Source organism: Bradyrhizobium sp. TM233, from assembly GCF_036247965.1.
Taxonomy (GTDB): domain Bacteria; phylum Pseudomonadota; class Alphaproteobacteria; order Rhizobiales; family Xanthobacteraceae; genus Bradyrhizobium; species Bradyrhizobium ottawaense.
Genome location: NZ_BTIG01000008.1, coordinates 134,312 through 153,799, shown reverse-complemented (window position 1 = coordinate 153,799; position 19,488 = coordinate 134,312). Strand labels below are relative to the sequence as shown.

General features: G+C 65.0%; 18 protein-coding genes. 3 read left to right on the top strand and 15 right to left on the bottom strand.

What is annotated here, in order from left to right; translation table 11 throughout:
* Positions 1-6: 6 nt before the first annotated feature.
* From thiL to AABA86_RS18750, 11 genes are all read right to left on the bottom strand, one after another.
* Complete coding sequence (thiL, locus tag AABA86_RS18800) at positions 7-1,005, bottom strand: thiamine-phosphate kinase (protein WP_338307868.1); 999 nt, start codon at positions 1,003-1,005, stop codon at positions 7-9.
* 203 nt (positions 1,006-1,208) lie between these two features.
* On the bottom strand, positions 1,209-1,706 hold the full coding sequence (nusB, locus tag AABA86_RS18795) for a transcription antitermination factor NusB (RefSeq protein WP_212244877.1): 498 nt from the start codon (positions 1,704-1,706) through the stop codon (positions 1,209-1,211).
* Between the two features lie 4 nt (positions 1,707-1,710).
* A complete protein-coding gene (gene ribH, locus AABA86_RS18790) occupies positions 1,711-2,202 on the bottom strand; it encodes a 6,7-dimethyl-8-ribityllumazine synthase (RefSeq protein ID WP_338307867.1) in 492 nt (163 codons plus the stop codon).
* A gap of 62 nt (positions 2,203-2,264) precedes the next feature.
* Entirely contained in the window at positions 2,265-2,876 is a 612-nt protein-coding gene (locus AABA86_RS18785) for a riboflavin synthase (RefSeq protein ID WP_212244879.1), read from the bottom strand.
* Complete coding sequence (gene ribD, locus AABA86_RS18780) at positions 2,876-4,024, bottom strand: bifunctional diaminohydroxyphosphoribosylaminopyrimidine deaminase/5-amino-6-(5-phosphoribosylamino)uracil reductase RibD (protein WP_338307866.1); 1,149 nt, start codon at positions 4,022-4,024, stop codon at positions 2,876-2,878. Before ribD ends, AABA86_RS18785 begins: the two co-directional genes overlap by 1 nt.
* Complete coding sequence (gene nrdR / locus AABA86_RS18775) at positions 4,021-4,503, bottom strand: transcriptional regulator NrdR (protein WP_011087793.1); 483 nt, start codon at positions 4,501-4,503, stop codon at positions 4,021-4,023. The genes ribD and nrdR overlap by 4 nt, the downstream gene beginning before the upstream one ends.
* Positions 4,504-4,518: 15 nt before the next feature.
* Positions 4,519-5,829, bottom strand: coding sequence for a serine hydroxymethyltransferase (gene glyA / locus AABA86_RS18770; protein WP_097663235.1), 1,311 nt, complete (start codon positions 5,827-5,829; stop codon positions 4,519-4,521).
* Positions 5,830-6,088: 259 nt separating this feature from the next.
* Positions 6,089-6,310 carry a hypothetical protein gene (locus AABA86_RS18765; protein WP_028144414.1) on the bottom strand — a complete coding sequence of 74 codons (222 nt, stop codon included), beginning with the start codon at positions 6,308-6,310 and terminating at the stop codon, positions 6,089-6,091.
* A gap of 37 nt (positions 6,311-6,347) precedes the next feature.
* Positions 6,348-6,584 (bottom strand): hypothetical protein, encoded by a 237-nt coding sequence (locus AABA86_RS18760; RefSeq protein WP_212244890.1) that lies wholly within the window; start codon positions 6,582-6,584, stop codon positions 6,348-6,350.
* A gap of 198 nt (positions 6,585-6,782) precedes the next feature.
* The gene (gene ldtR / locus AABA86_RS18755) at positions 6,783-7,301 is read right to left on the bottom strand and encodes a transcriptional regulator LdtR (RefSeq protein WP_018320040.1); all 519 of its coding nucleotides are present in this window, start codon (positions 7,299-7,301) and stop codon (positions 6,783-6,785) included.
* A gap of 516 nt (positions 7,302-7,817) precedes the next feature.
* The gene (locus tag AABA86_RS18750; RefSeq protein WP_212244892.1) at positions 7,818-8,318 is read right to left on the bottom strand and encodes a DUF6163 family protein; all 501 of its coding nucleotides are present in this window, start codon (positions 8,316-8,318) and stop codon (positions 7,818-7,820) included.
* A 123-nt stretch (positions 8,319-8,441) separates the two neighbouring features.
* Between AABA86_RS18750 and hemB the strand changes: the two genes are divergently transcribed.
* The 3 genes from hemB (at position 8,442) to AABA86_RS18735 (ending at position 11,270) form a co-directional block, all read left to right on the top strand.
* The gene (gene hemB / locus AABA86_RS18745; RefSeq protein ID WP_212244894.1) at positions 8,442-9,503 is read left to right on the top strand and encodes a porphobilinogen synthase; all 1,062 of its coding nucleotides are present in this window, start codon (positions 8,442-8,444) and stop codon (positions 9,501-9,503) included.
* A 325-nt stretch (positions 9,504-9,828) separates the two neighbouring features.
* Positions 9,829-10,371, top strand: coding sequence for an RDD family protein (locus AABA86_RS18740; RefSeq protein ID WP_338307862.1), 543 nt, complete (start codon positions 9,829-9,831; stop codon positions 10,369-10,371).
* Between the two features lie 122 nt (positions 10,372-10,493).
* Positions 10,494-11,270: an arginyltransferase gene (locus AABA86_RS18735; RefSeq protein WP_063194860.1), complete on the top strand. Its 777-nt coding sequence runs from the start codon at positions 10,494-10,496 to the stop codon at positions 11,268-11,270.
* 36 nt (positions 11,271-11,306) lie between these two features.
* Here the strand turns inward: AABA86_RS18735 and AABA86_RS18730 are convergent, their stop codons facing one another.
* Genes AABA86_RS18730 through AABA86_RS18715 form a run of 4 tightly spaced genes read right to left on the bottom strand, consistent with a single transcriptional unit; the run spans position 11,307 to position 18,919 of the window.
* Positions 11,307-12,896: a Dyp-type peroxidase gene (locus tag AABA86_RS18730; protein WP_338307860.1), complete on the bottom strand. Its 1,590-nt coding sequence runs from the start codon at positions 12,894-12,896 to the stop codon at positions 11,307-11,309.
* Entirely contained in the window at positions 12,785-14,584 is a 1,800-nt protein-coding gene (locus tag AABA86_RS18725; protein ID WP_338307858.1) for a hypothetical protein, read from the bottom strand. Before AABA86_RS18725 ends, AABA86_RS18730 begins: the two co-directional genes overlap by 112 nt.
* A gap of 31 nt (positions 14,585-14,615) precedes the next feature.
* Complete coding sequence (locus AABA86_RS18720; RefSeq protein ID WP_338307857.1) at positions 14,616-15,911, bottom strand: hypothetical protein; 1,296 nt, start codon at positions 15,909-15,911, stop codon at positions 14,616-14,618.
* Positions 15,896-18,919: an adenylate/guanylate cyclase domain-containing protein gene (locus AABA86_RS18715; RefSeq protein ID WP_338307856.1), complete on the bottom strand. Its 3,024-nt coding sequence runs from the start codon at positions 18,917-18,919 to the stop codon at positions 15,896-15,898. Before AABA86_RS18715 ends, AABA86_RS18720 begins: the two co-directional genes overlap by 16 nt.
* Positions 18,920-19,488 lie beyond the last annotated feature (569 nt).

Sequence of the window (19,488 nt, the reverse complement as noted above, 5' to 3'; positions counted from 1 at the left end):
CAATTCCTAGAAGTGGCTGTAGGATAGCCGCCTCAAGACCAATTCCTGGCCCTGCCCGTCCAGGAAGCGCGGCCCCTGCTTGCCCGCGACAATCGTGCCGATCGCGGTGATGGCAAGGCCGGCCGCCCGCCCCGCGGCAATCAGCGCATCGCCCTGCGCCGGCGGGACGGTGCACAGCACCTCGTAATCGTCGCCCCCCGCAAGCAGCGTCTCGACGCAAACGACCTTGCGGGCGACCAGGCTTGCGGCCGCGGCCGAGAGCGGCAGACTCGCCACGTCGACCGTGGCCGAGACCCCGGACGCTGCGCAGAGCTTGGTCAGATCGCCGGCGAGCCCGTCGGAGACGTCCATCGCTGCGGTCGCATGATCGCGCACGGCTTGCGCCAGCACGTTGCGCGGCTGCGGCACGCGATAGCGTGAGACCAGGGCTTCCCTTGCAGCGGAATCGGTCGCGAGCGCTGCCGCGGCGGCACCGCCCGTGAGCACGTCGAGGCCGAGCGCAGCGTCGCCGATCGTGCCGGTCACCAGGATGCGATCGCCTGGCCTTGCGCCGGTACGGCCGACCATCCGCCCCTGCGGCACCCGGCCAAAGGCGGTGATCGAGATCATCTGCGGGCCCGGCGTCGAGACCGTGTCGCCGCCGAGCAGCGGACAGGCGAATTCCCTTGCGTCCTCGCCCAGCGCGTCCGCAAAGGGCCGCAGCCAGCCATCCTCCCTGCTGCGCAGCGCCAGCGTCAGCACGAATCCGGCCGGTACCGCGCCCTTGGCGGCGAGATCGGACAGGTTCACCCGCAGCGCCTTGCGCGCGATGGTGTCAGGGGGATCGGTGGCAAGATAGTGCACGCCCTCGACCACGGCGTCAGTGGTGACGACGATGTCGTCGCCCGACGACGACAGCACCGCCGCGTCATCGACCAGCCCGAACGCGCCGGGATCGGTCGCCAGCGGCTTGAAATAGCGCGCGATGAGGGCGTCTTCGGGGGAAGTTTCCGGTGCGTTCGTCATCGGCACTAGCCCCAAACTCCACTGGATCGCCCGGCTTGCCGCCTTCGCTAAAGCTTCGGCGCGCCTGGGACTGTAGGCCTCGTCGAAGCCTTGGCGTAGACGGGACCGGGCGATCCAGTACGCCGAGACCTCTGATATCAATAACCGCTGCCGCGGCGTACTGGATCACCCGCTTTCGCGGGTGATGACAGCGGAGTGTAGGTCTACCCCCGCCCGAACTCGTCGCCGCGAAACTGGCGGCCGATCTGGTCGAGCACGGCGTTGACCATGCCGGTCTCCTCGCGGTCGACGAAGGCGTTGGCGACGTCGACATATTCGGAGATGACGACGCGGCCCGGCACGTCCTTGCGGTGCTCCAGTTCATAGGCCCCTGCCCGCAGCACCGCGCGCAGGATGGCTTCGATCCGCTTCAACGGCCAGCCCTTCGACAGCGCCTCGTCGATCAGGGGATCGAGCTTCTTCTGGTCGCGCACGACGCCCGAGACGACGTCGCGGAAGAACGCCGCTTCCGCCGGCAGGTAGGTGTCGCCCTCGACCTCGTTGCCCAGCCAATGGCTCTCGAACTCGGCAAAGATGTCGTTGATGCCGGCGCCGGCGATATCCATCTGATACAGCGCCTGGACGGCCGCGAGCCGCGCGGCACCGCGCCGGTTTGCCTTCTTCTCGTTAAGCCCTGCCGGCTTCTTGGTGGGATCAGCCATGGCTTCAGGCCCGCGCCATGCGGCGTTTGATGCGCAGCATCGCAAGCGCCGCACGCGCGGCATCGCCGCCCTTGTTGAGCTCGCTGGCGCGCGCCCGCGCCCAGGCCTGCGCCTCATTGTTGACGGTGAGGATGCCGTTGCCGAGCGGCAGCTTTCGCGCCACGGCAAGATCCATCAACGCGCGCGAGGATTCCTGCGACACGATCTCGAAATGGAGGGTGTCGCCGCGGATCACGCAGCCGAGGGCGATCACCGCGTCATAGGGCTTGCCGTTCGCCGCCGCCGCGTCGATCGCGATGGCCACCGCCGCCGGAATCTCCAGCGCGCCGGGAACCGTGATGACGTCATGGGTCAGGCCCGCCGCCTTCAGCTCGGCGATGGCGCCGTCCAGAAGCGCGTCCTGGAGATCGTCATAGAACCGCGCCTCGACAATCAGCGCGCGTGCGCCGGAAATGTCGGTCTGGTCCTTCAGGGGTGCGCGCCGCGCGTCTGCCATCGTTAAGATCCGTTCTAGAGGTTGGCGCGTTATGTAGTCGCCGCAGGCGGGTAAGCCAAGTTTTAAACTGCCATTTCCGTCAGCCGCGCCGCGTAGCGGGCCATCAGGTCGACCTCGATATTGACCTCGTCCCCCGCCTTCCAGCCGCCGATCGTCGTGACCGAGAGCGTGTGCGGGATGATCAGCACCGAAAAGGTCACGTCCCTGACCGTATTGACCGTGAGCGAGACGCCGTCGAGCGTGATCGAGCCCTTGGTGGCGATGAACCGCGCCAGCTCCCGCGTGGTCGAGAGCTCGAACCGCGCCATGTCAGGCAGATCCTCGCGGCTGACGAGGGTGGCAATACCGTCGGCATGACCGGCGACGATGTGCCCGCCGAGCTCGTCGCCGATCTTGAGCGCGCGCTCGAGGTTGAGCTTCGTTCCGAGCTTCCAGTGCTTTGCCGTGGTCAGCGCCAGCGTCTCGGCCGCCGCATCGACGTCATACCAGGTTTTGCCGCCTGCGACGCCGGAGGCAACCACGGTCAGGCAGACGCCGTTGCTGGCGATCGAGGCGCCGTCGGCGATGGTGGTCTGATCATAGCGGCAAGCGATGCGCAGCCGGTGCAATTGCCCTTGCGCCACAGGCGTGAAGCTGACGATCTCGCCGATATCGGTGACAATGCCGGTGAACATTACGCGCGCTCGTAGATGGTGAGAGTATCCTTGTCGAATATTTCGCTAGCATGAACCTTATAGGCCTGCGACTGCGTGATTTTCGACAGGGGCAATGCATCGAGCGCATCGACGCCGCCACTGCCGACCGCTTCCGCGCCGCGGAACAGCCAGATCTCGTCGGCGAGGTCGGCCGCGACGAACGAGGACGCAACCCGGCTGCCGCCCTCGACCATCAGGCGGGTGATCCCCCTCCCGGCCAGCGCATGCAGCACGGCCGGCAAATCGAGCCCGGAGGCACTTGCCGGCGGGATGCGGATCACCTGCGCGCCGGTCGCACCGAGACGTGTTGCCGCCGCGGCTTCCGCAAGCTCGGAGCCCAGCACCCAGAGCGGCGTCTCGCGCGCGGAGCCTATGAGCTTGCTTCCCCCGGGAATGCGCAGGCTCTGGTCGAGCACCACGCGCACCGGCGAGCGCGCCCCCATGCCCGGCAGGCGGCAAGTGAGAAGCGGATCGTCCGCCAGCACCGTTCCGATGCCCACCAGGATCGCATCGCTCTGCGCGCGGAGCAGATGCACGCGACTGCGCGCCGCCTCTCCCGTGATCGCGACCGGCTTGCCGCCGGCGGCGCCGATCTTGCCGTCGGGCGAGACCGCCAGCTTCAGGATCACGTGCGGACGCTTGTCCCGGATGCGACGGAAATGCCCGGCATGGTCGAATGCGGCCTCCGCCGCGCAAAGGCCCACGTCCACATTGATGCCGGCAGCGCGCAGGCGCGCATGGCCCTGCCCCGCGACCTCCGGATTGGGATCCTCGATCGCCGCCACCACCCGCTTGATGCCGGCCGCGATCACGGCGTCGGCGCAAGGCGGCGACTTGCCGAAATGCGAGCAAGGTTCGAGCGTGACGTAGAGCGTGGCGCCGCGTGCGGCTTCGCCTGCCCGCCGCAGGGCTTCGGGCTCGGCATGTGGACGCCCGCCGGCCTGGGTCCAGCCGCGGCCGACGATGACACCGTCCTTGACGACGACGGCACCGACCGCCGGGTTCGGCCAGGTGCGCCCCTGCCCGCGGCGTCCGAGCGCCAGCGCAAGCTCCATGAAATGGCGATCGGCGTCCTTGGCCTCGCGGGCCTTATGCGCGAACTGATCCTCCAGGATACGGAAGATCATTTGCGGATCGCGGCGAGCCGCGCTTCCTCCTCACCGGAGAGCTCGCCGAGCACGTCGGCGAAATCCTTGGCCTCGCGGAAATTACGGTAGACCGAGGCGAAGCGCACATAGGCGACGTCGTCGAGCGTGCGCAGATGCTCCATCACGGTCTCGCCGATCACCTCGGAGGAGATCTCGGCCTCGCCTCCGGTCTCGAGCTCGCGCACGATGGTGGAGACCATCTTCTCCACCCGCTCCGGCTCGACCTGCCGCTTGCGCAAAGAGATCTGCACCGAGCGCATCAGCTTGTCGCGGTCGAACGGCACCCGGCGGCCGTTGCGCTTGATCACGGTGAGCTCGCGCAGCTGCACGCGCTCGAAGGTGGTGAAGCGGAAATTGCAGGCGACGCACACGCGCCGCCTGCGGATCACGGAAGAGTCCTCGGTCGGACGCGAGTCCTTTACCTGCGTATCGAGACTGTTGCAGTTCGGGCAGCGCATCCGTTGAACCCAGCCTTACTGATAGATCGGGAACCGATCGGTGAGCGCCTTGACCCGCTCCTTGATCGCGGCCTCGACCAGCGGCGCCTTGCCGTCGGAGGACTGCGCGATCGCGTTGAGGACCTCGGCGATCATGCCGCCGACCTGCTGGAATTCGGCGACGCCGAAGCCGCGGGTGGTCGCCGCCGGCGTGCCCAGACGAATACCGGAGGTGACGAACGGCGACTCGGGGTCGAACGGAATGCCGTTCTTGTTGCAGGTGATGGCGGCGCGAACCAGCGCCTTCTCCGAGGCGTTGCCCTTCAGGCCCTTCGGCCTGAGGTCGACCAGCATCAGATGGTTGTCGGTGCCGCCGGAGACGATGTCGAAGCCGTGGCTCTTCATCGCCTCGGCCAGCGCCTTGGCGTTCTCGACGACGTTCTTGGCGTAGACCTTGAAGTCCGGACGCAGCGCCTCGCCGAAGGCGACCGCCTTGGCCGCGATCACGTGCATCAGAGGGCCGCCCTGCAGCCCCGGGAAGATCGCCGAGTTGAACTTCTTGGTCAGCGCCTCGTCATTCCACAGCATCAGGCCGCCGCGCGGACCGCGCAGCGATTTGTGCGTCGTCGTCGTGGTGATGTGGGCATGCGGCACCGGCGAGGCATGCACGCCGCCGGCGACGAGGCCCGCGAAGTGCGCCATGTCGACCAGCAGATACGCGCCGACGCTGTCCGCGATCTCGCGGAAGCGCTTGAAGTCCCAGGCACGCGAATAGGCCGAGCCGCCCGCGACGATCAGCTTCGGCTTGACCTCTTCGGCCTGCTTGGCGACCGCGTCCATGTCGATGATCTGGTCCTCGCGGCGCACGGTGTAGTGCGCGGCCTTGAACCACTTGCCGCTCATGTTGACGGGCGAGCCGTGGGTGAGATGGCCGCCGGCCGCAAGGTCGAGGCCCATGAAGGTGTCGCCGGGCTGCAGCAGCGCCAGGAACACCGCCTGGTTCATCTGGCTGCCGGAGTTCGGCTGCACGTTGGCGAATTTGGCGCCGAACAGCTTCTTGGCGCGGTCGATCGCGAGGTTCTCGGCGACGTCGACCCACTCACAACCGCCATAGTAGCGCGCGCCCGGATAACCCTCTGCATACTTGTTGGTCATCACCGAACCCTGCGCTTCCAGCACGGCCCGGCTGACGATGTTCTCGGAGGCAATCAGCTCGACCTCATGGCGCTGCCGGCCGAGCTCGCCCTTGATGGCGGCTGCGATTTCCGGGTCGGCCTGCTCGAGCGAGGCGGTGAAAAACGAATCGGGCGCGGAGGCGGACGCTGTAGAGTTCTTGGCTGAGGTCATCTTGCGAATATCTCCACCGCCGCAGCCTTTTGGCGGGCTACGGGCGGGTCTGGTGTGGCGATCGGAAGCACGCGCGATCTACCACATCGCCCGCAACAGGCCAAGGGTTTGCGGGTCGGGCCTGATATTTATGCAAGATATGGTGGAGGGGGAGATTTTCGGCGATTGGGCCGGTTCGAGAGAAACGCCCCTCCGCCTCCCATTCGGTATAGGACCGCTTTGGACCTAACTCCTCATGCCGGCTGCAACAGGCGTCCCATCACAGCCCGGTATACCCCGCCTTCACAGGGTCCACGCTGCCGTCGAGCTGACGCAGATAGGTCAGGCCGCAGACCGTCAACCTGTGCGGGTCCTTCTCGCCCGCTTCCATCAGGGTGGTGAGGTAGTTCGTGACCTTGGCCCGTGCCTCCTCGCTGGCCGCGGCGGTGCGGTTGGCGAGCAGGTCATAGGTCTGCATGATGCGGTCGATGGCGGCTTCCATGGCACCCTCTGGTTCTTCCAAGTTTCGGGAGTCTTGATCAGGCAACCGCGCGGGCCTCGGCCTGCGCCTGGAACCGGGCGATCGCCTTGTTGGCGAGCCTGATCTTGTTGAATTCGCCCTGCTGGAGCAGCTTGATGATGATCCCAAGCAGGCGTTCGTCGGTCACGAGCGTATCGGCAATCGCGCCGGACCGGCGAAGGTAGTTCGCGGCGATGGCGTAGGCCTCGCTCACGAGTTCCACGTTCATCGCCTGCAGCCCGCGCTCGACCAGCATCGCCCTGTCTCCGATCCGAAGGAGATAAGCGCCAAGCCCGGAACTTGTTCCTCGGGTCACAAAATTTTCTTCGCATGTGCAAAATGCAAAACGCACCGGTCCGGGGCAACTCCGGGCCGGCGCGCTGGGGAAGTTGAGGCACGTTCGGGCGGCTTGCCGGTCTTGTTGCGGGCCGGCTTGGCCTTATCCCTTGGAAACTCAGAGCCGATACAGGATCTGGTCGGTCCAGAACCGCTCGAGGCGGTGCAGCGACTTGTTGAGGGTCGAGAATTCCTCGCCCGAGATGCCGCCGACCTGCTCCACCGTCTTGACGTGCTTCTGGTAGAGCGCATCGACGATGCGGCGAACTTCCTGGCCCTGCGGGGTCAGGCGGATGCGCACCGAGCGGCGATCGACGCGCGAGCGCTGATGATCGAGGAAGCCGAGCTCGACGAGCTTCTTCAGATTGTAGGAGACGTTGGAGCCGAGATAATAACCCCGCGTGCGCAGCTCGCCCGCGGTCAGCTCCTTGTCGCCGATGTTGTAGAGCAGGAGAGCCTGCACCGAGTTGATGTCCGCGCGGCCGCGGCGATCGAATTCGTCCTTGATCACGTCGAGGAGCCGGCGATGCAGCCGCTCCACCAGAGTCAAAGCTTCCAGATAGAGCGACTGCACCGAACCCTGCTGGCCGGAGACGCGCTCTGCGGTATCTGCCGCAGTTGCGACGGCTTTCATCATGACACTTCCCCTGTTGTCGTTTTTATCGACACTTATTCGACGAAACTTGTGTCCCGTCTGATAGGTGCAACTTAAGGGGCTCGTTTGAAGATCGGCTTAAATAAGAGAATAAAGAGATCATGAATTTAAGACAGTGAATTGCGGATTAAGCCTGTGCCACAAGCACTTTTCGCAACGCTCTGTTGACCTTCGCAAGGTCCTGTTCACCCTCCGTCCGCCCCGGTTGTCGCATTCCAGAACAGGCCCGCTCCGTTTCGAAACGGGCGCGTAACGGCTGTGGCAGAACCGGCTGGTCAACGAAAACTTACCGCAAATTTTAGGCAACCAGCGGTCAACCAAACCGGCACAACTCCGCGCGCTCCGATCGCGTGTCCCGGACAAGCGGAGCGCAGAGCCGGGACCCAGAAAGCGGCAGACGAGATCGCGGTGAAATGGGCCCCGGCTCTGCAGCGCACCGCTGAAGTAGCGCTGCGCTGCGTCCGGGGCACGAGCGCATCCATGTATCGAAGGTGTCGCCTACGGCGGCCGCTCGCGCGCGGCCATCCAGGCGAGCGCGAGATAGGCCGCGAGCATGAAGGCTTCGACGCCGACGACGATCAGGCTGCCGCCGTAGATTCCCGGGAACATCAGCTCGATCACCGCCATCGAGACCACGGTCGTGAGCCACACCACGGCGCCCCAGGGCGTCGCCAGCCACAGGCCGACCGCGGCGACGAGCTCGATCACCGCGAAGTAGACGGTCGCGGCCTGCCAGGCCATCGACTGGTTCTCGAACGCCTCGTCCTCGCCGCCGACGAAGCCCGTCACCTGCGCCCAGTGATAGAGCCCCTTCAGGATCGAGAGCAGTGCCATCACCCGCAGGAACAGCACGAGGCGGCGCGTCCAGACATTGTCGTCGGACTCCGGGCGCTCCGACGAGATCGCGGCCACCGACATCGCACTGTCTCTGGCGCTGTCTCTGACGGCGTCCCTGGGGCTGCCGTCACGGGCCGCATCGCGGGTGGAGATCTCGGACATGGCCCCTTCTGGCTGCTTCGGCCCGCAAAATCAATCGGCTGCCATCACGTTGCGGCAGGTCAAGCCGCGGTGACGGGAACCATGCGAGCTGGTATAAGAATAATTCCAGCCGGAGGAAGAGTGATGGCGATCAAATACGGACGTCCGATCGAACTGCGCGAGGTTTCGCGCCGTGAGGGAGCGGCGGTGCCCCATGCCCTCGATCTGACCGTGCGCCCGCGCCGCAATCGCAAGGCCGAATGGGCCCGGCGGATGGTGCGCGAGAACGTGCTCACCACCGACGATCTGATCTGGCCGCTGTTCCTGATCGACGGCGACAACAAGCGCGAGCAGGTCGCCTCGATGCCCGGCGTCGAGCGCCTCAGTGTCGACCAGGCCGTGCGCGAGGCCGAGCGCGCCATGAAGCTCACCATTCCCTGCCTCGCGCTGTTTCCCTACACCGAGCCGTCCTTGCGCGACGAGGAAGGCTCGGAAGCCACCAATCCGAACAATCTGGTCTGCCAGGCGGTGCGCGCGATCAAGAAGGAGTTTCCGGAGATCGGCATCCTCTGCGACGTCGCGCTCGACCCCTTCACCAGCCACGGCCATGACGGCCTGATCTCGGACGGCAGGATCCTCAACGACGAGACGGTGGCCGTGCTGGTGCGTCAGGCGCTGGTGCAGGCCGAAGCCGGCTGCGACATCATCGCGCCCTCCGACATGATGGACGGCCGCGTCGCCGCGATCCGCGAAGGTCTGGACCGCACCGGCCTGCTCGACGTGCAGATCATGGCCTATGCGGCCAAATACGCCTCCGCCTTCTACGGCCCGTTCCGCGACGCCATCGGTTCGGCCAAGACGCTGACCGGCGACAAGCGCACCTATCAGATGGACAGCGCCAACACCGACGAGGCGCTGCGCGAGGTCGAGCTCGACATCACTGAGGGCGCCGACATGGTGATGGTGAAGCCCGGCATGCCCTATCTCGACGTGGTCCGCCGCGTGAAGGATACGTTCGCGATGCCGACCTTCGCCTACCAGGTCTCGGGCGAATACGCGATGATCGCGGCCGCCGCGAACAACGGCTGGCTCGACGGCGAGCGCGCGATGATGGAAAGCCTGCTCGCCTTCAAGCGCGCCGGCGCCGACGGCGTGCTGAGCTACTTTGCGCCGAAGGCGGCGGAGAAGCTGCGGTCGCAGGGGTAAGCTGGCGGGGCACCTTCACTGTCGTCCCTGCGTACGCAGGGACCCATACCGCGTGATCTAACTGTGATCCGCGGTATTCGTACCGGCGAAATCAACTAACGGTCTTCGCCAAACTCCTCCCTGTGGTTATGGATCCCGGATCTGCGCTTCGCTTGTCCGGGACGACACCGGTGTTTGCGGCGCCAACATCGTGCCCTCCCCCGCCCCCGAATCGCCGGAATATTTCGGCTTGTTAATGCGCCTGCGCCCTTGGCAGGGGGAAAGCCTGTTCCCATGTCCTGCCTCGAGGGTTTTTCCCCTCTGTTTCCCCCTTGGGAGGACGGACATGTCGTACGAGACGGGCAATTCAGGCGCCTGGCGCAATGACGGCGGGGCGCAGCCGCACGCCTACGACCCCTATCTGCACCCGGAGTTGTTCCGTGGCGTTGCGACGCGGCGCGTGTTCGCCTTCCTGATCGACATGGTCGTGATCTCGGTGCCGGTGATCCTCGGCTACCTCTTCATCGCAGTGTTCGGCGTGGTCACGCTCGGCATCGGCTGGGCGCTGTTCTGGCTGGCCTGGCCGGCCTCCGTGATCTGGGCCATCGTCTATTACGGCGCCTGCATCGGTGGCCCCTCCTCCGCGACGATCGGCATGCGCCTGATGGATCTGGAGCTGCGCACCTGGTACGGCGCACCCGGCTATTTCGTGCTCGGCGCCACCCATGCCGTGCTGTTCTGGGTGACGGTCTCGTTCCTGTCGCCCTTCGTGGTGCTGCTCGGCCTGTTCAACGGCCGCCGGCGCCTGCTGCAGGATTTCGTGCTGGGAACGGTCGTGATCAACAATTCCGTCCGCGCGCCGGTGCCGCAGACGGCAAGGACGTGGTGATCAATGTCCTACTAACCGGAGTCCACTAAGCTGACTGCTGATCTGACTTGCCAAGCTGACCAATTGACCGGGGGCTTCCGTAGCGCGATGCTGATACTCACTTCGGAGGCCCACGACGTCCCTTGACCCAGCACTCGCGCGACACCCCCCAATTTTACCTTACGGCGCCGTCCCCCTGCCCGTATCTGCCGGGTCGGCATGAGCGCAAGGTGTTCACGCACCTCGTGGGGGAGCGTGCCGGTGACCTCAACGACCTCCTGACCCATGGCGGCTTCCGCCGCAGCCAGTCGATCGCCTATCGCCCGGCCTGCGACCAGTGCCGCGCCTGCGTCTCGGTCCGGGTGGTCGCCAACGAGTTCCGCCCCTCCCGCAACTTCCGCAAGGTGATGGCGCGCAATGCCGACATCATCGGCGAGCAGCGCAGCGCGGTGCCCACCTCCGAGCAATATTCGGTGTTCCGCGCCTATCTCGACGCCCGCCATCGCCATGGCGGCATGGCCGACATGACCGTGCTCGACTACGCCATGATGGTCGAGGACAGCCATGTCGAGACCCGCATCATCGAATACCGCAAGCGCGGCCCCGACAGCGGCATCACCGGCCGCGGCGAAGAGTTGATCGCGGTCGCACTCACCGACGTGCTCAGCGACGGACTGTCGATGGTCTATTCGTTCTTCGAGCCGGGCCAGGTCAGCCGCTCGATGGGCACCTTCATGATCCTCGACCACATCGCCCGCGCCCGCCGGCAAGGGTTGCCCTACGTCTATCTCGGCTACTGGATCGAGGGCTCGAAGAAGATGGACTACAAGGCCCGCTTCCTGCCGCAGCAGCGCCTCGCCCCCTCCGGCTGGCTGCGCATCGACGCGCAGGGCGACGCGGCCTCCGAGCCGCAGGATTGACCCTCAGGATGGACCGTTCCGGCCCTGCGTCGGCTTTCAGCGCGCCAAGGCTTCGACTGTTTCTGAGCCGACCGCTTTGGAGATTCCGTCGCGCCCGAGGATGAATTTGAGCGCGGAGATTCCGGGAAGGAAGAAATAGCCTCCCCCCAGCGTCTGCGTAAAAGCAGCCAGGGACACTTCCTCGCCGCTTGCCAATCCCGGCATGGAGAAGCTCCTGGTGGCAGCGGGCTTGCCGACGAGAGGGTCGTCCTGGTCGTTGAGGCAGACGAACCGGGGATTTCGCAACCAGCGCTGGTAGATGAACTCGAACTGCCGCTCGAGATCCGCGTTGCACGCGATGAAGAAGATGCCCTTGCGCGGCTTATCGTTCGCAACCTCCTCGCGATACGGCCGCCCCCGGCGCAGCAGCCGGTGCAGCTTGACCGACTTGATGCTCGCTTGCACGTCGATGCCCAGCGTATCCCTCGGATTGACCCGGCGGATATGGGCGCCCTTCGGACAGCCAAAGCCGTTCGCGTCGTCGACACGAAAGCGAAATGCATCGGCTTCCGAATCCGAAATCGGAACGCCGGGACTGCCTTGCCACGACAATGGCTTTCCATTCCTTCGACGGCCCATCATCTTCTCGCAGACAGCCTGGCCGTATACCGCTTCAAATTTCGCGAACGCGTCGACATCCTGCTCGATCTGGCGAACCGCGAGATAGGTCCCGTTCAGCGCGAAACGGCCGCTCGTATACGTGGCGTCGCCCGGCCATCGCTTGACGTTGGGGCAATAGGTCAGCTCGTCATATTCGTTGCGATAGCCCAGAATGAACTCGCCCGGAGCGACGACGCGATCCTCATACAGGATGCCGGCATCCAGCCTGACCTGCCTGCGCTCGGCGCCGCGCTCTTCCCTGAGCTCGCTGATCACGGGCTGCGCGAGGCCATCGCGAAAGCCGAAGGACTCGTACAATCTTTCTTCCTCGTCGCCCTCCTTTTGCTGGAAGGCGCAGGGATCGTTGTCGATCCTGACGACATCGAACACGTCAGGATCAGGATCCAGTTCGGCTGACTTCTCCGGCGCGCTCGCCATCTCGGCAGCGCTCCGTCGCTTTCTCCATTCGGCCACCAGGACATGCACGGGGCCGCCGGCACCGCCTTCAACATCGGACCAGCGCCAATCCCGCGGGCTGTCCCTCAACAGCAACGCGCGCAGGTCGCAGCCCATGCCGCTGCTGAACGGGGATGGGAACGGATGCGCAGCGGTCTCCTCGCATCCGAGCTTTGCCAGTCCCAAATAGCTGAAAGCGATCGCGACGGCATCGTCGACGGGGTGCTTCCTCGATTTCCTGACATCGGCGGCACTGACGACCAGTTTCTTGTCGACGAGCTCCGCGAGCCATGCCCGGGCATCGTCCTCGCGGCCCTCCTTGATCGTCAGCAGCCAGAAGCGGCTGGTCTTCAACCAGCCATAGCCGCTTCCGAGCATTCCCTGAATGTCCGCGAGCTGTTCGGAGAGATGCGAGGCCTTCATGTTTCGATCGCCCTCATGATGAAGTCGTCGTTCCTGTCGTTGCGCTCGCCGAACAGGGCGTCGCGCAGCCCGGTCGCGAGGTCGATCTCCTCGATCGTCGCGTTGCACGCGTCGAAGCGATACATGTGCGGAAGCATGCTGTCGCGGGCGTAGGACTTGAATTTCAACTCGCACTTCACACCGCGAAAAAGAACGAAACGCGTCGGCGGAAAATCGCGCGGCGCCTTGATGTCCGGTTGCCCGACCGCCGCCGATCCTCGCGGCCTCAGCGTCGTCCATCGCCAGGCCAACGTGGTCCCGATCGTCGCGCCGTTGATGAAATCGTCGAGGTAACCGCCGAAATTGCCGTCATAGTTCGAGCAGAATAGAAAGCGCCGACCGTCTTCGATAATGTGCCAGTGGCCAAAATGGATACCCGGTGCATCACCGAGCCGCCCCTCGGTGAAGAACACCCGCCCAAAGAACGTCACGACGCGCAGGGACACGCGGATCCACCAGGCGCTCCAGCCGTTCGGGCTGCGGATATCGGTCAGGCTGACCATGTGCGCGGTCCCACCGGCCAACAGCGCTTCGCACTGGTCGATTGACGGATGAACTTGCTGGGCCCGGGCGACATCGTCTTCGTAGGGATGAAAGAACCACTTGCTCAAGGTCGCAAACCGGCGATTGATCCAGGAGAAAAAGGTCCCGATGCAGAGCAGCGCCGCGATCGCGAGCACGCCGAAGAGGGCGAGCTCCCACCCCGGAACCCGCGCAGTCAAAGCCTCGATCCCTTCCATGATCGGCTTCGGATAGAAGACGAAGACCACCGCGCACACCAAAATGGCGAGGAGCAACGGCACGACCACGATCCAGCCGACAACACGGGTGGAGAATGACGACCACGTCTCGGTCGGCCGTTCGAGTTCGCGGCGGACGCTGTCCACCCAGCGCCGCCAGGGCGCGAACAGGGCCGGCAGCGCGACCAGGAGCAGCCATCCCAGCAACAGGAGCCCGACAAAGGCGAGCAGTGCCCTGATGCTCGCCCACACGATCCACATGCTCACACTGCTGATGACGTCCACCACGGACTGTACCGGGGGATAGGATGCGCCGACGAACCAGGTGATGGCGCGGAACAACCCGCTCGGCAGTGCGCCCAGGAGCCAGACCAGGGCCAGCCACAAGCCGAAGACCACGAGCCCATAGCCGACCTTTGCGGAGAGGCTCGCACCCTTCCCGCGCCAATAGGACCGCGGTGCAGGCTGCATCGCCCAGTCGAAGCGCGGGTCCTGAAATGCCCGCTGCGCCAGCGCAAGCGCGAACGATGCACGATCATCGCCGTACATGGCTCTCAACTTGCGTCCCTCGTCCCGGGTCCACATCAGGAGATCGCGCTCCTTCCTGATCTGCCGGGCCGTTCTGTCGCGAGGACCGACGAAGCCGCCATCGGCGAGACTGAGCCACCCGACCAGCTTGTCGAACAATTGCCCGTTGCGCGCGCTCACCAGCGGAGGCCCGCCGCCGGGCCAGTAGGAGTTGAAGAGCGACCACATCGCGCCGCTGGGATGATGGACCAGCCTGTACAGCATGTCCTTGGGATCGATGCCTTCCTCGACGGCAAGCTCGAGCATCAGCGACGGCGCCTGCTCCTCTGCGTCCGTGCGCGCCGGCAACAGCGCGATGGACGCGAACTGAATGACCGCAACATCCTGAAGAAGTGCATTCAGCGCGGACTGCATGTCTCCCGAGTCCGAAAAATCCACCGCGCCGCGCCAGCCTGGCGCAATGATGCAGATCATCTGCTGCCGGACCATTTCGAGCATGGACTGTCCTTCCCCCGATCCGTCAGACGAAGTTCACGCGCATGCGGGACATCAGTGGGCCGTCGTAGGCGATGGCCTTGCCCTCGCCCCGCGTCAGTCGCAGCTCGGGCAGGATCAGCAGACCGATCAGCGCGCTGGTCAGGATCTCGACCGCGTAATCCTTGGCGGGACATTGGCGGGTGCCGTATCCGAACATCAGCCAGCGCAAATCCTGGTGCGGCCCCCAATTGCGGGCGGGACAGAACTGACCGCTCTTTTTGACCACCCTGGAATCGAACAGGGCGGCGATCGACCAGATCGCCATCTTGCCGCCGGCGGAGCACGGCGCATTGTGCCGCGCGCCGGTCTCGAATTCCGTATCGCGCGGCACGTCGCGCGCGAGCAGCGGAAAGATCGGCCGAAAGCGCATGAGCTCGAGCATGTGCTCGCGCACCAGATCGCGGAACTTGACGTCCTGCCAAACGCCGGCCGGCCCGAGCCGCTGGGCTTCCGCCCGCAGGGTCCGGTGAACCTTGGAGCGCCTGAGCAACTCCTGCACGGCCAGCGCCCCCGACTGCACCGTGACCGGATGCGAAATCCAGGCAAGACCGGCGGCATTCCGCGTGATGGCGCTGGCAGAACTCTGGACACCCCAAGCCTGTTCGATGTCGCGGCCCACGGCGGCGATACGTGCACGCAACGCATCCGAGCAGAGCTCTGCCCGTCGCTGCACCCTCAGCGTCGCAGTGCTTCCGGCAAGGAGCTGGCCTGCGACATACCTGATTTCCAGGAGATATTGCCGTTGCAGCCCGGGGTCGTTGACGTTGCCATGCGCGCCCGCCACCACCTTGCCCGTTGCCGCCCCGAACAGCGGATCCATCGCTCGAAACACGATCCACATCAGGTAGTCGTCAATGAGGTCGAACGACTTGTTCGTCCCGAGCTGCGCAAGCTGCTGGACGCGTCGCTGAACCTCCTGATCGGCCGCAGCCGGCAGGCTTGCAGCCAGCAAAGCCAGCCGGGCATCGAGCAGACGCCTGTCGTCGTGGTAGGTGGGACCCGGATCCATGCCAATCATGTAATCGCCGGCGGCCAGATTGGCCGCATGGGCAGAGTTCGAGAAACTCTGCGGCCTGGTCAGCACACCCTTGACCGCGCTGGCGCGTGCCGCCATGCCGAACCAGCCGCCCACGAACGGCCAAAGCCGAAACACGGCACCAAGGGCGCGCAATGCCCCCGGATGGCGATTGGCCCAACAGAAGATCCCATAGGAGAGGCTGCGGAGCCCCGGCGGCATTGCATCAGGAGTGCCAGCTGAGATTTTCATGCTGCGTGCCAATCCTTACGCCGATCTGCAAGGGCCGCGGCGGCCCGTTTCCGGTAGTGAGGCATGCCCAGACGCTCCGCCGCCTCGGCGGTTCGCTTGAAATGCGCTTCGGCCCCGGCCTGATCACCGGCATGCCGCAACGTTTCGGCGAGCTCGTACAGGGCTTCGGTCTGGTGTCCGTATTCTTCAGCGGCCTGCTCGACCGCCTTGCGTCCGACAGCAACCGCATCGTCCAGTCGTCCGAGCTTGCGATAGGCGACACCCAGGCTCACACGCATGAACGTCCTGCCATAGGGGCCGGCCGCCTCGTAGATGCGATCGGCGAACCCCTTCTCCAGCATGGGCACTGCTTCGGCAGCCTTGCCGTTGCGCGCCAGCGCGCTGCCGAGAACGCCGGTGCACACGGAGAGCATGGTCGGCACGTTGTGCGTCATGCATTGCTGCACACCCGTGCGCATCAAGGCCTCGGCACGGTCGAGCTCCTCGCGTTCGACCCAGATCTGCGATTGGACGGTGTCGATCAACAGACGGGAATATGGATGATCGATGTTCGATAGAATCTCATAGCTCTTGGCGCAGAAATCGTCCGCGGCGCCGCCATCCCCGAGGCGCCACAGCGTGCTGGCATGAAATGCGTACAGGTTGATGATCGGAATCGCGGCCCAGCCGGGCTGGACATAGTGCGCCGACAATTCCGGTTCGTAGTCCGACAGCAGGATGCGACCTTCGGCCGCCGCGTCCGCGTACCGCCCGAGCGCATGCAGATGCATGAGGCGGGTCTGATGCGCCGCCATCATCATGTGACGACGCTGTGCGAGGCGAGCCGCTTCCAGTCCCTGCGAAGCGTAGCGCAGACCTTGCTCGAAACGTCCGCGCATCCACAGAAACACGGCCGTCTCGGTCGAAACCGCCGCCCTTGCGCGCTGATCGTTCAGTTGCACGGCGATGGCTTCAGCCCGCTCCATGTTGTCGAAGATCTCGTCGATCTGCCCGAGAGCCAGCATTGCGCCAATGGCCTCCAGCCGAAGCGCGAGCTCCAGGGTCTGGGCGGTCGTCGCGCCCTCCACGCGCCGTGCCGCCTGGATGCCCTTCTCCAGCAGTTGGACGGCCTCCTGATTGGCCGAGCGCGAGATGGCACGAGCCATCGACTTGACGGCGAATCTTGCCGCCTGCTCCCATTCCTCGCCCCCGAAGGCATGATGCGCCAGTGCCGGCGCGGCGTCGACATCCGTGGCCCCGGGCTGGGCGTGCAGCGCCAGGAAGGCCTGGCGATGCAGCGCCTTGAGCCTGGCGCGCGTGAGCACGCCGAGCACGACGTCACGGACCAGCGCATGGCGGAATGCGAAGGCATGCGACTCGTGCGAGCCCCTCGCCTGATCCGGACTCGTCAGCAATCCAGACGCGACACAAAGACCCAGCAATTCCTCGGCGCGTTCGAGGTCCACGGCCTGCATCGCGGCAACCAAATCGCGCGTGATGGGATCCCCAAGGATGGCCGCAGCCTCGAGCGCCGACTTTGCCGCCTCGGGCAGCCTGTCGACCCGCGCCCCGATCACCGCCGCGATGGAGCCCGGCACGCGCAGCTCTCCGAAAGGCCTCTGCAAACGGTAGGCGCCCGGGGTCCCTTCCAGCGACCCGTCATCGATCAGCGTGAAGACCAGTTGCTCCAGGAAGAAGGGATTGCCGTCGGCGCGCGCGACCAGTTCGGTCGTGATGCCCAGCACGGACGGATCATCGCCGAGACAGGCGCGCGCGAGCCGGAGCATTTCTCCATCGCCCAGTGGCTCGATGAAGCGCTCCGCGAACCAGGACGCCCGTCGCCACTGATGCTCGAAATCCGGACGATAGGTGACGCAAATCAGGACCGGCAGCGCCTGAAGTTTGGGAAGCAGGCCCTCGAACAGCCGCCGGCTCTCGCGATCGGCCAGGAAGACGTCCTCGAGCACGAGCACGAAGGCGCCGGACCGCACGCGCCTGCGCACGAGCCAGAGCAATGCCTCGCCGATCCGGCGTCGTCGTTGCGCCGGGTTCAGCGCCAGCCAGGCCTCATCCGGCGCCGCAAGTCCCAAGAGATCATTGACCGCCGCCAGATGCTCGGTGCCGTCATCGGGCCATTCCGCAATCAGCGCCTGCTTGGCGGAATGCCGAATGTCTGCCGCACTGGTTTGCGGAAGCCCGACCAAACTTGCGGTCAGATCGGTGGCGGTGCTGTAGGCACGCGTGCTCGCATACCCTCTCGCCTGTGAAAAGCAGACTTCCGTCCCCTCTCGTGCGAGGCTGTCCATCCAGTCGACGATCAGGCGCGACTTGCCGATCCCGGCATCGCCGCACAACCCGATCGTTCGCATTCCGGCCTTTTGAACGGTCTCCAGGGTCCCTTCCAGGATTCTCAACGTGTCTTCGCGTCCGATCAGAGGTGCCCAGCGCGGCTTCCGCGTCAACGGCGCGGCCGCCGAACTCTCGGTCTCGACCACGACTTCATGCACTTCGATCGGATCATCCAGTCCGCGCACGATCCGCACGCCGGCCGTACGCGTGTCGATCTGCTGCGCGACCAGCCGCTGCGTCGCGGCGCTGATCAGGATGCCGCCGGGCGGCGCCATCTTTTCAAGCCGCGAGGCGAGATGGATTGTCTTTCCGTCCGCGCCGTAATGGGACCACCGGTACTGCCCGACGATACCGACCAGCACCTCGCCCGAATTGATACCGATGCGCAGCGTCGGGCTGACAACGCCTCCCACGTCATGGCCTGGGATTGATGCTCTCTGCATCTTGAGGGCGGCAAGGCACGCCCGCAGGGCGTGGTCTTCCTGCGCCACGGGCGCGCCGAACAAGGCGACGAGGCCATCGCCGAGCAACTGGCTCACCGTGCCGCCATAGGTCTCGACCGCCTCAGCCAACCGGTCCAGTGCCCTGCCGAGATAGGCGCGGGCTTCCTCGGGGTCAACATGCTGCAACAGGGAGGTCGAATTGCAGACATCGACGAACAGCACGCTGACCTGCTTGTTTTCAGTCAGCATCTGCGAGCGAACGGGAAGATGATGGTGCAGCTGGACGACGTGCGCGTCGCGGTCCGGGGCGCCCGGCTCGTCCGCGTTACGATTGAGACTCGCGCCACATTGAGAGCAGAAGCGATGCTCGCGGGAAATACGGGCTGAACAAGCGGGGCACCTGGTCACGGCAGCACACACTCATCAATGACTTGAACGAAATTACCAACGCGTTCTGGCTTGAACATCGCCCCTTCGAGGCGTGAACCCGCTCAGCAGAAAAACAAGCTGTCGATCAATCCAAACGATCAAACCAAAAATTTCGTGCGCCAACCATATTCGCGCACAACCGATAGATGAGCCCGGAGAATTGCAGTGGCCGCTCTTGGTCCGGCGCAGGACCCGCCGATCATCCCGCCGGAAGCAAAATCAATGCTGAAACAGGGCTTATTATTGTACGCCCGGTCAGCAATTGCAACTAGTATACGCGCGCCGCACAAATTGAAAAGTGACAGTTTGCCAAATCGAGTTCCGACGCCAGGCTTTGCAACCCCTGCGCGCGAAACGGAAGCAACGTCGCCAGCCAACACATCTAACCG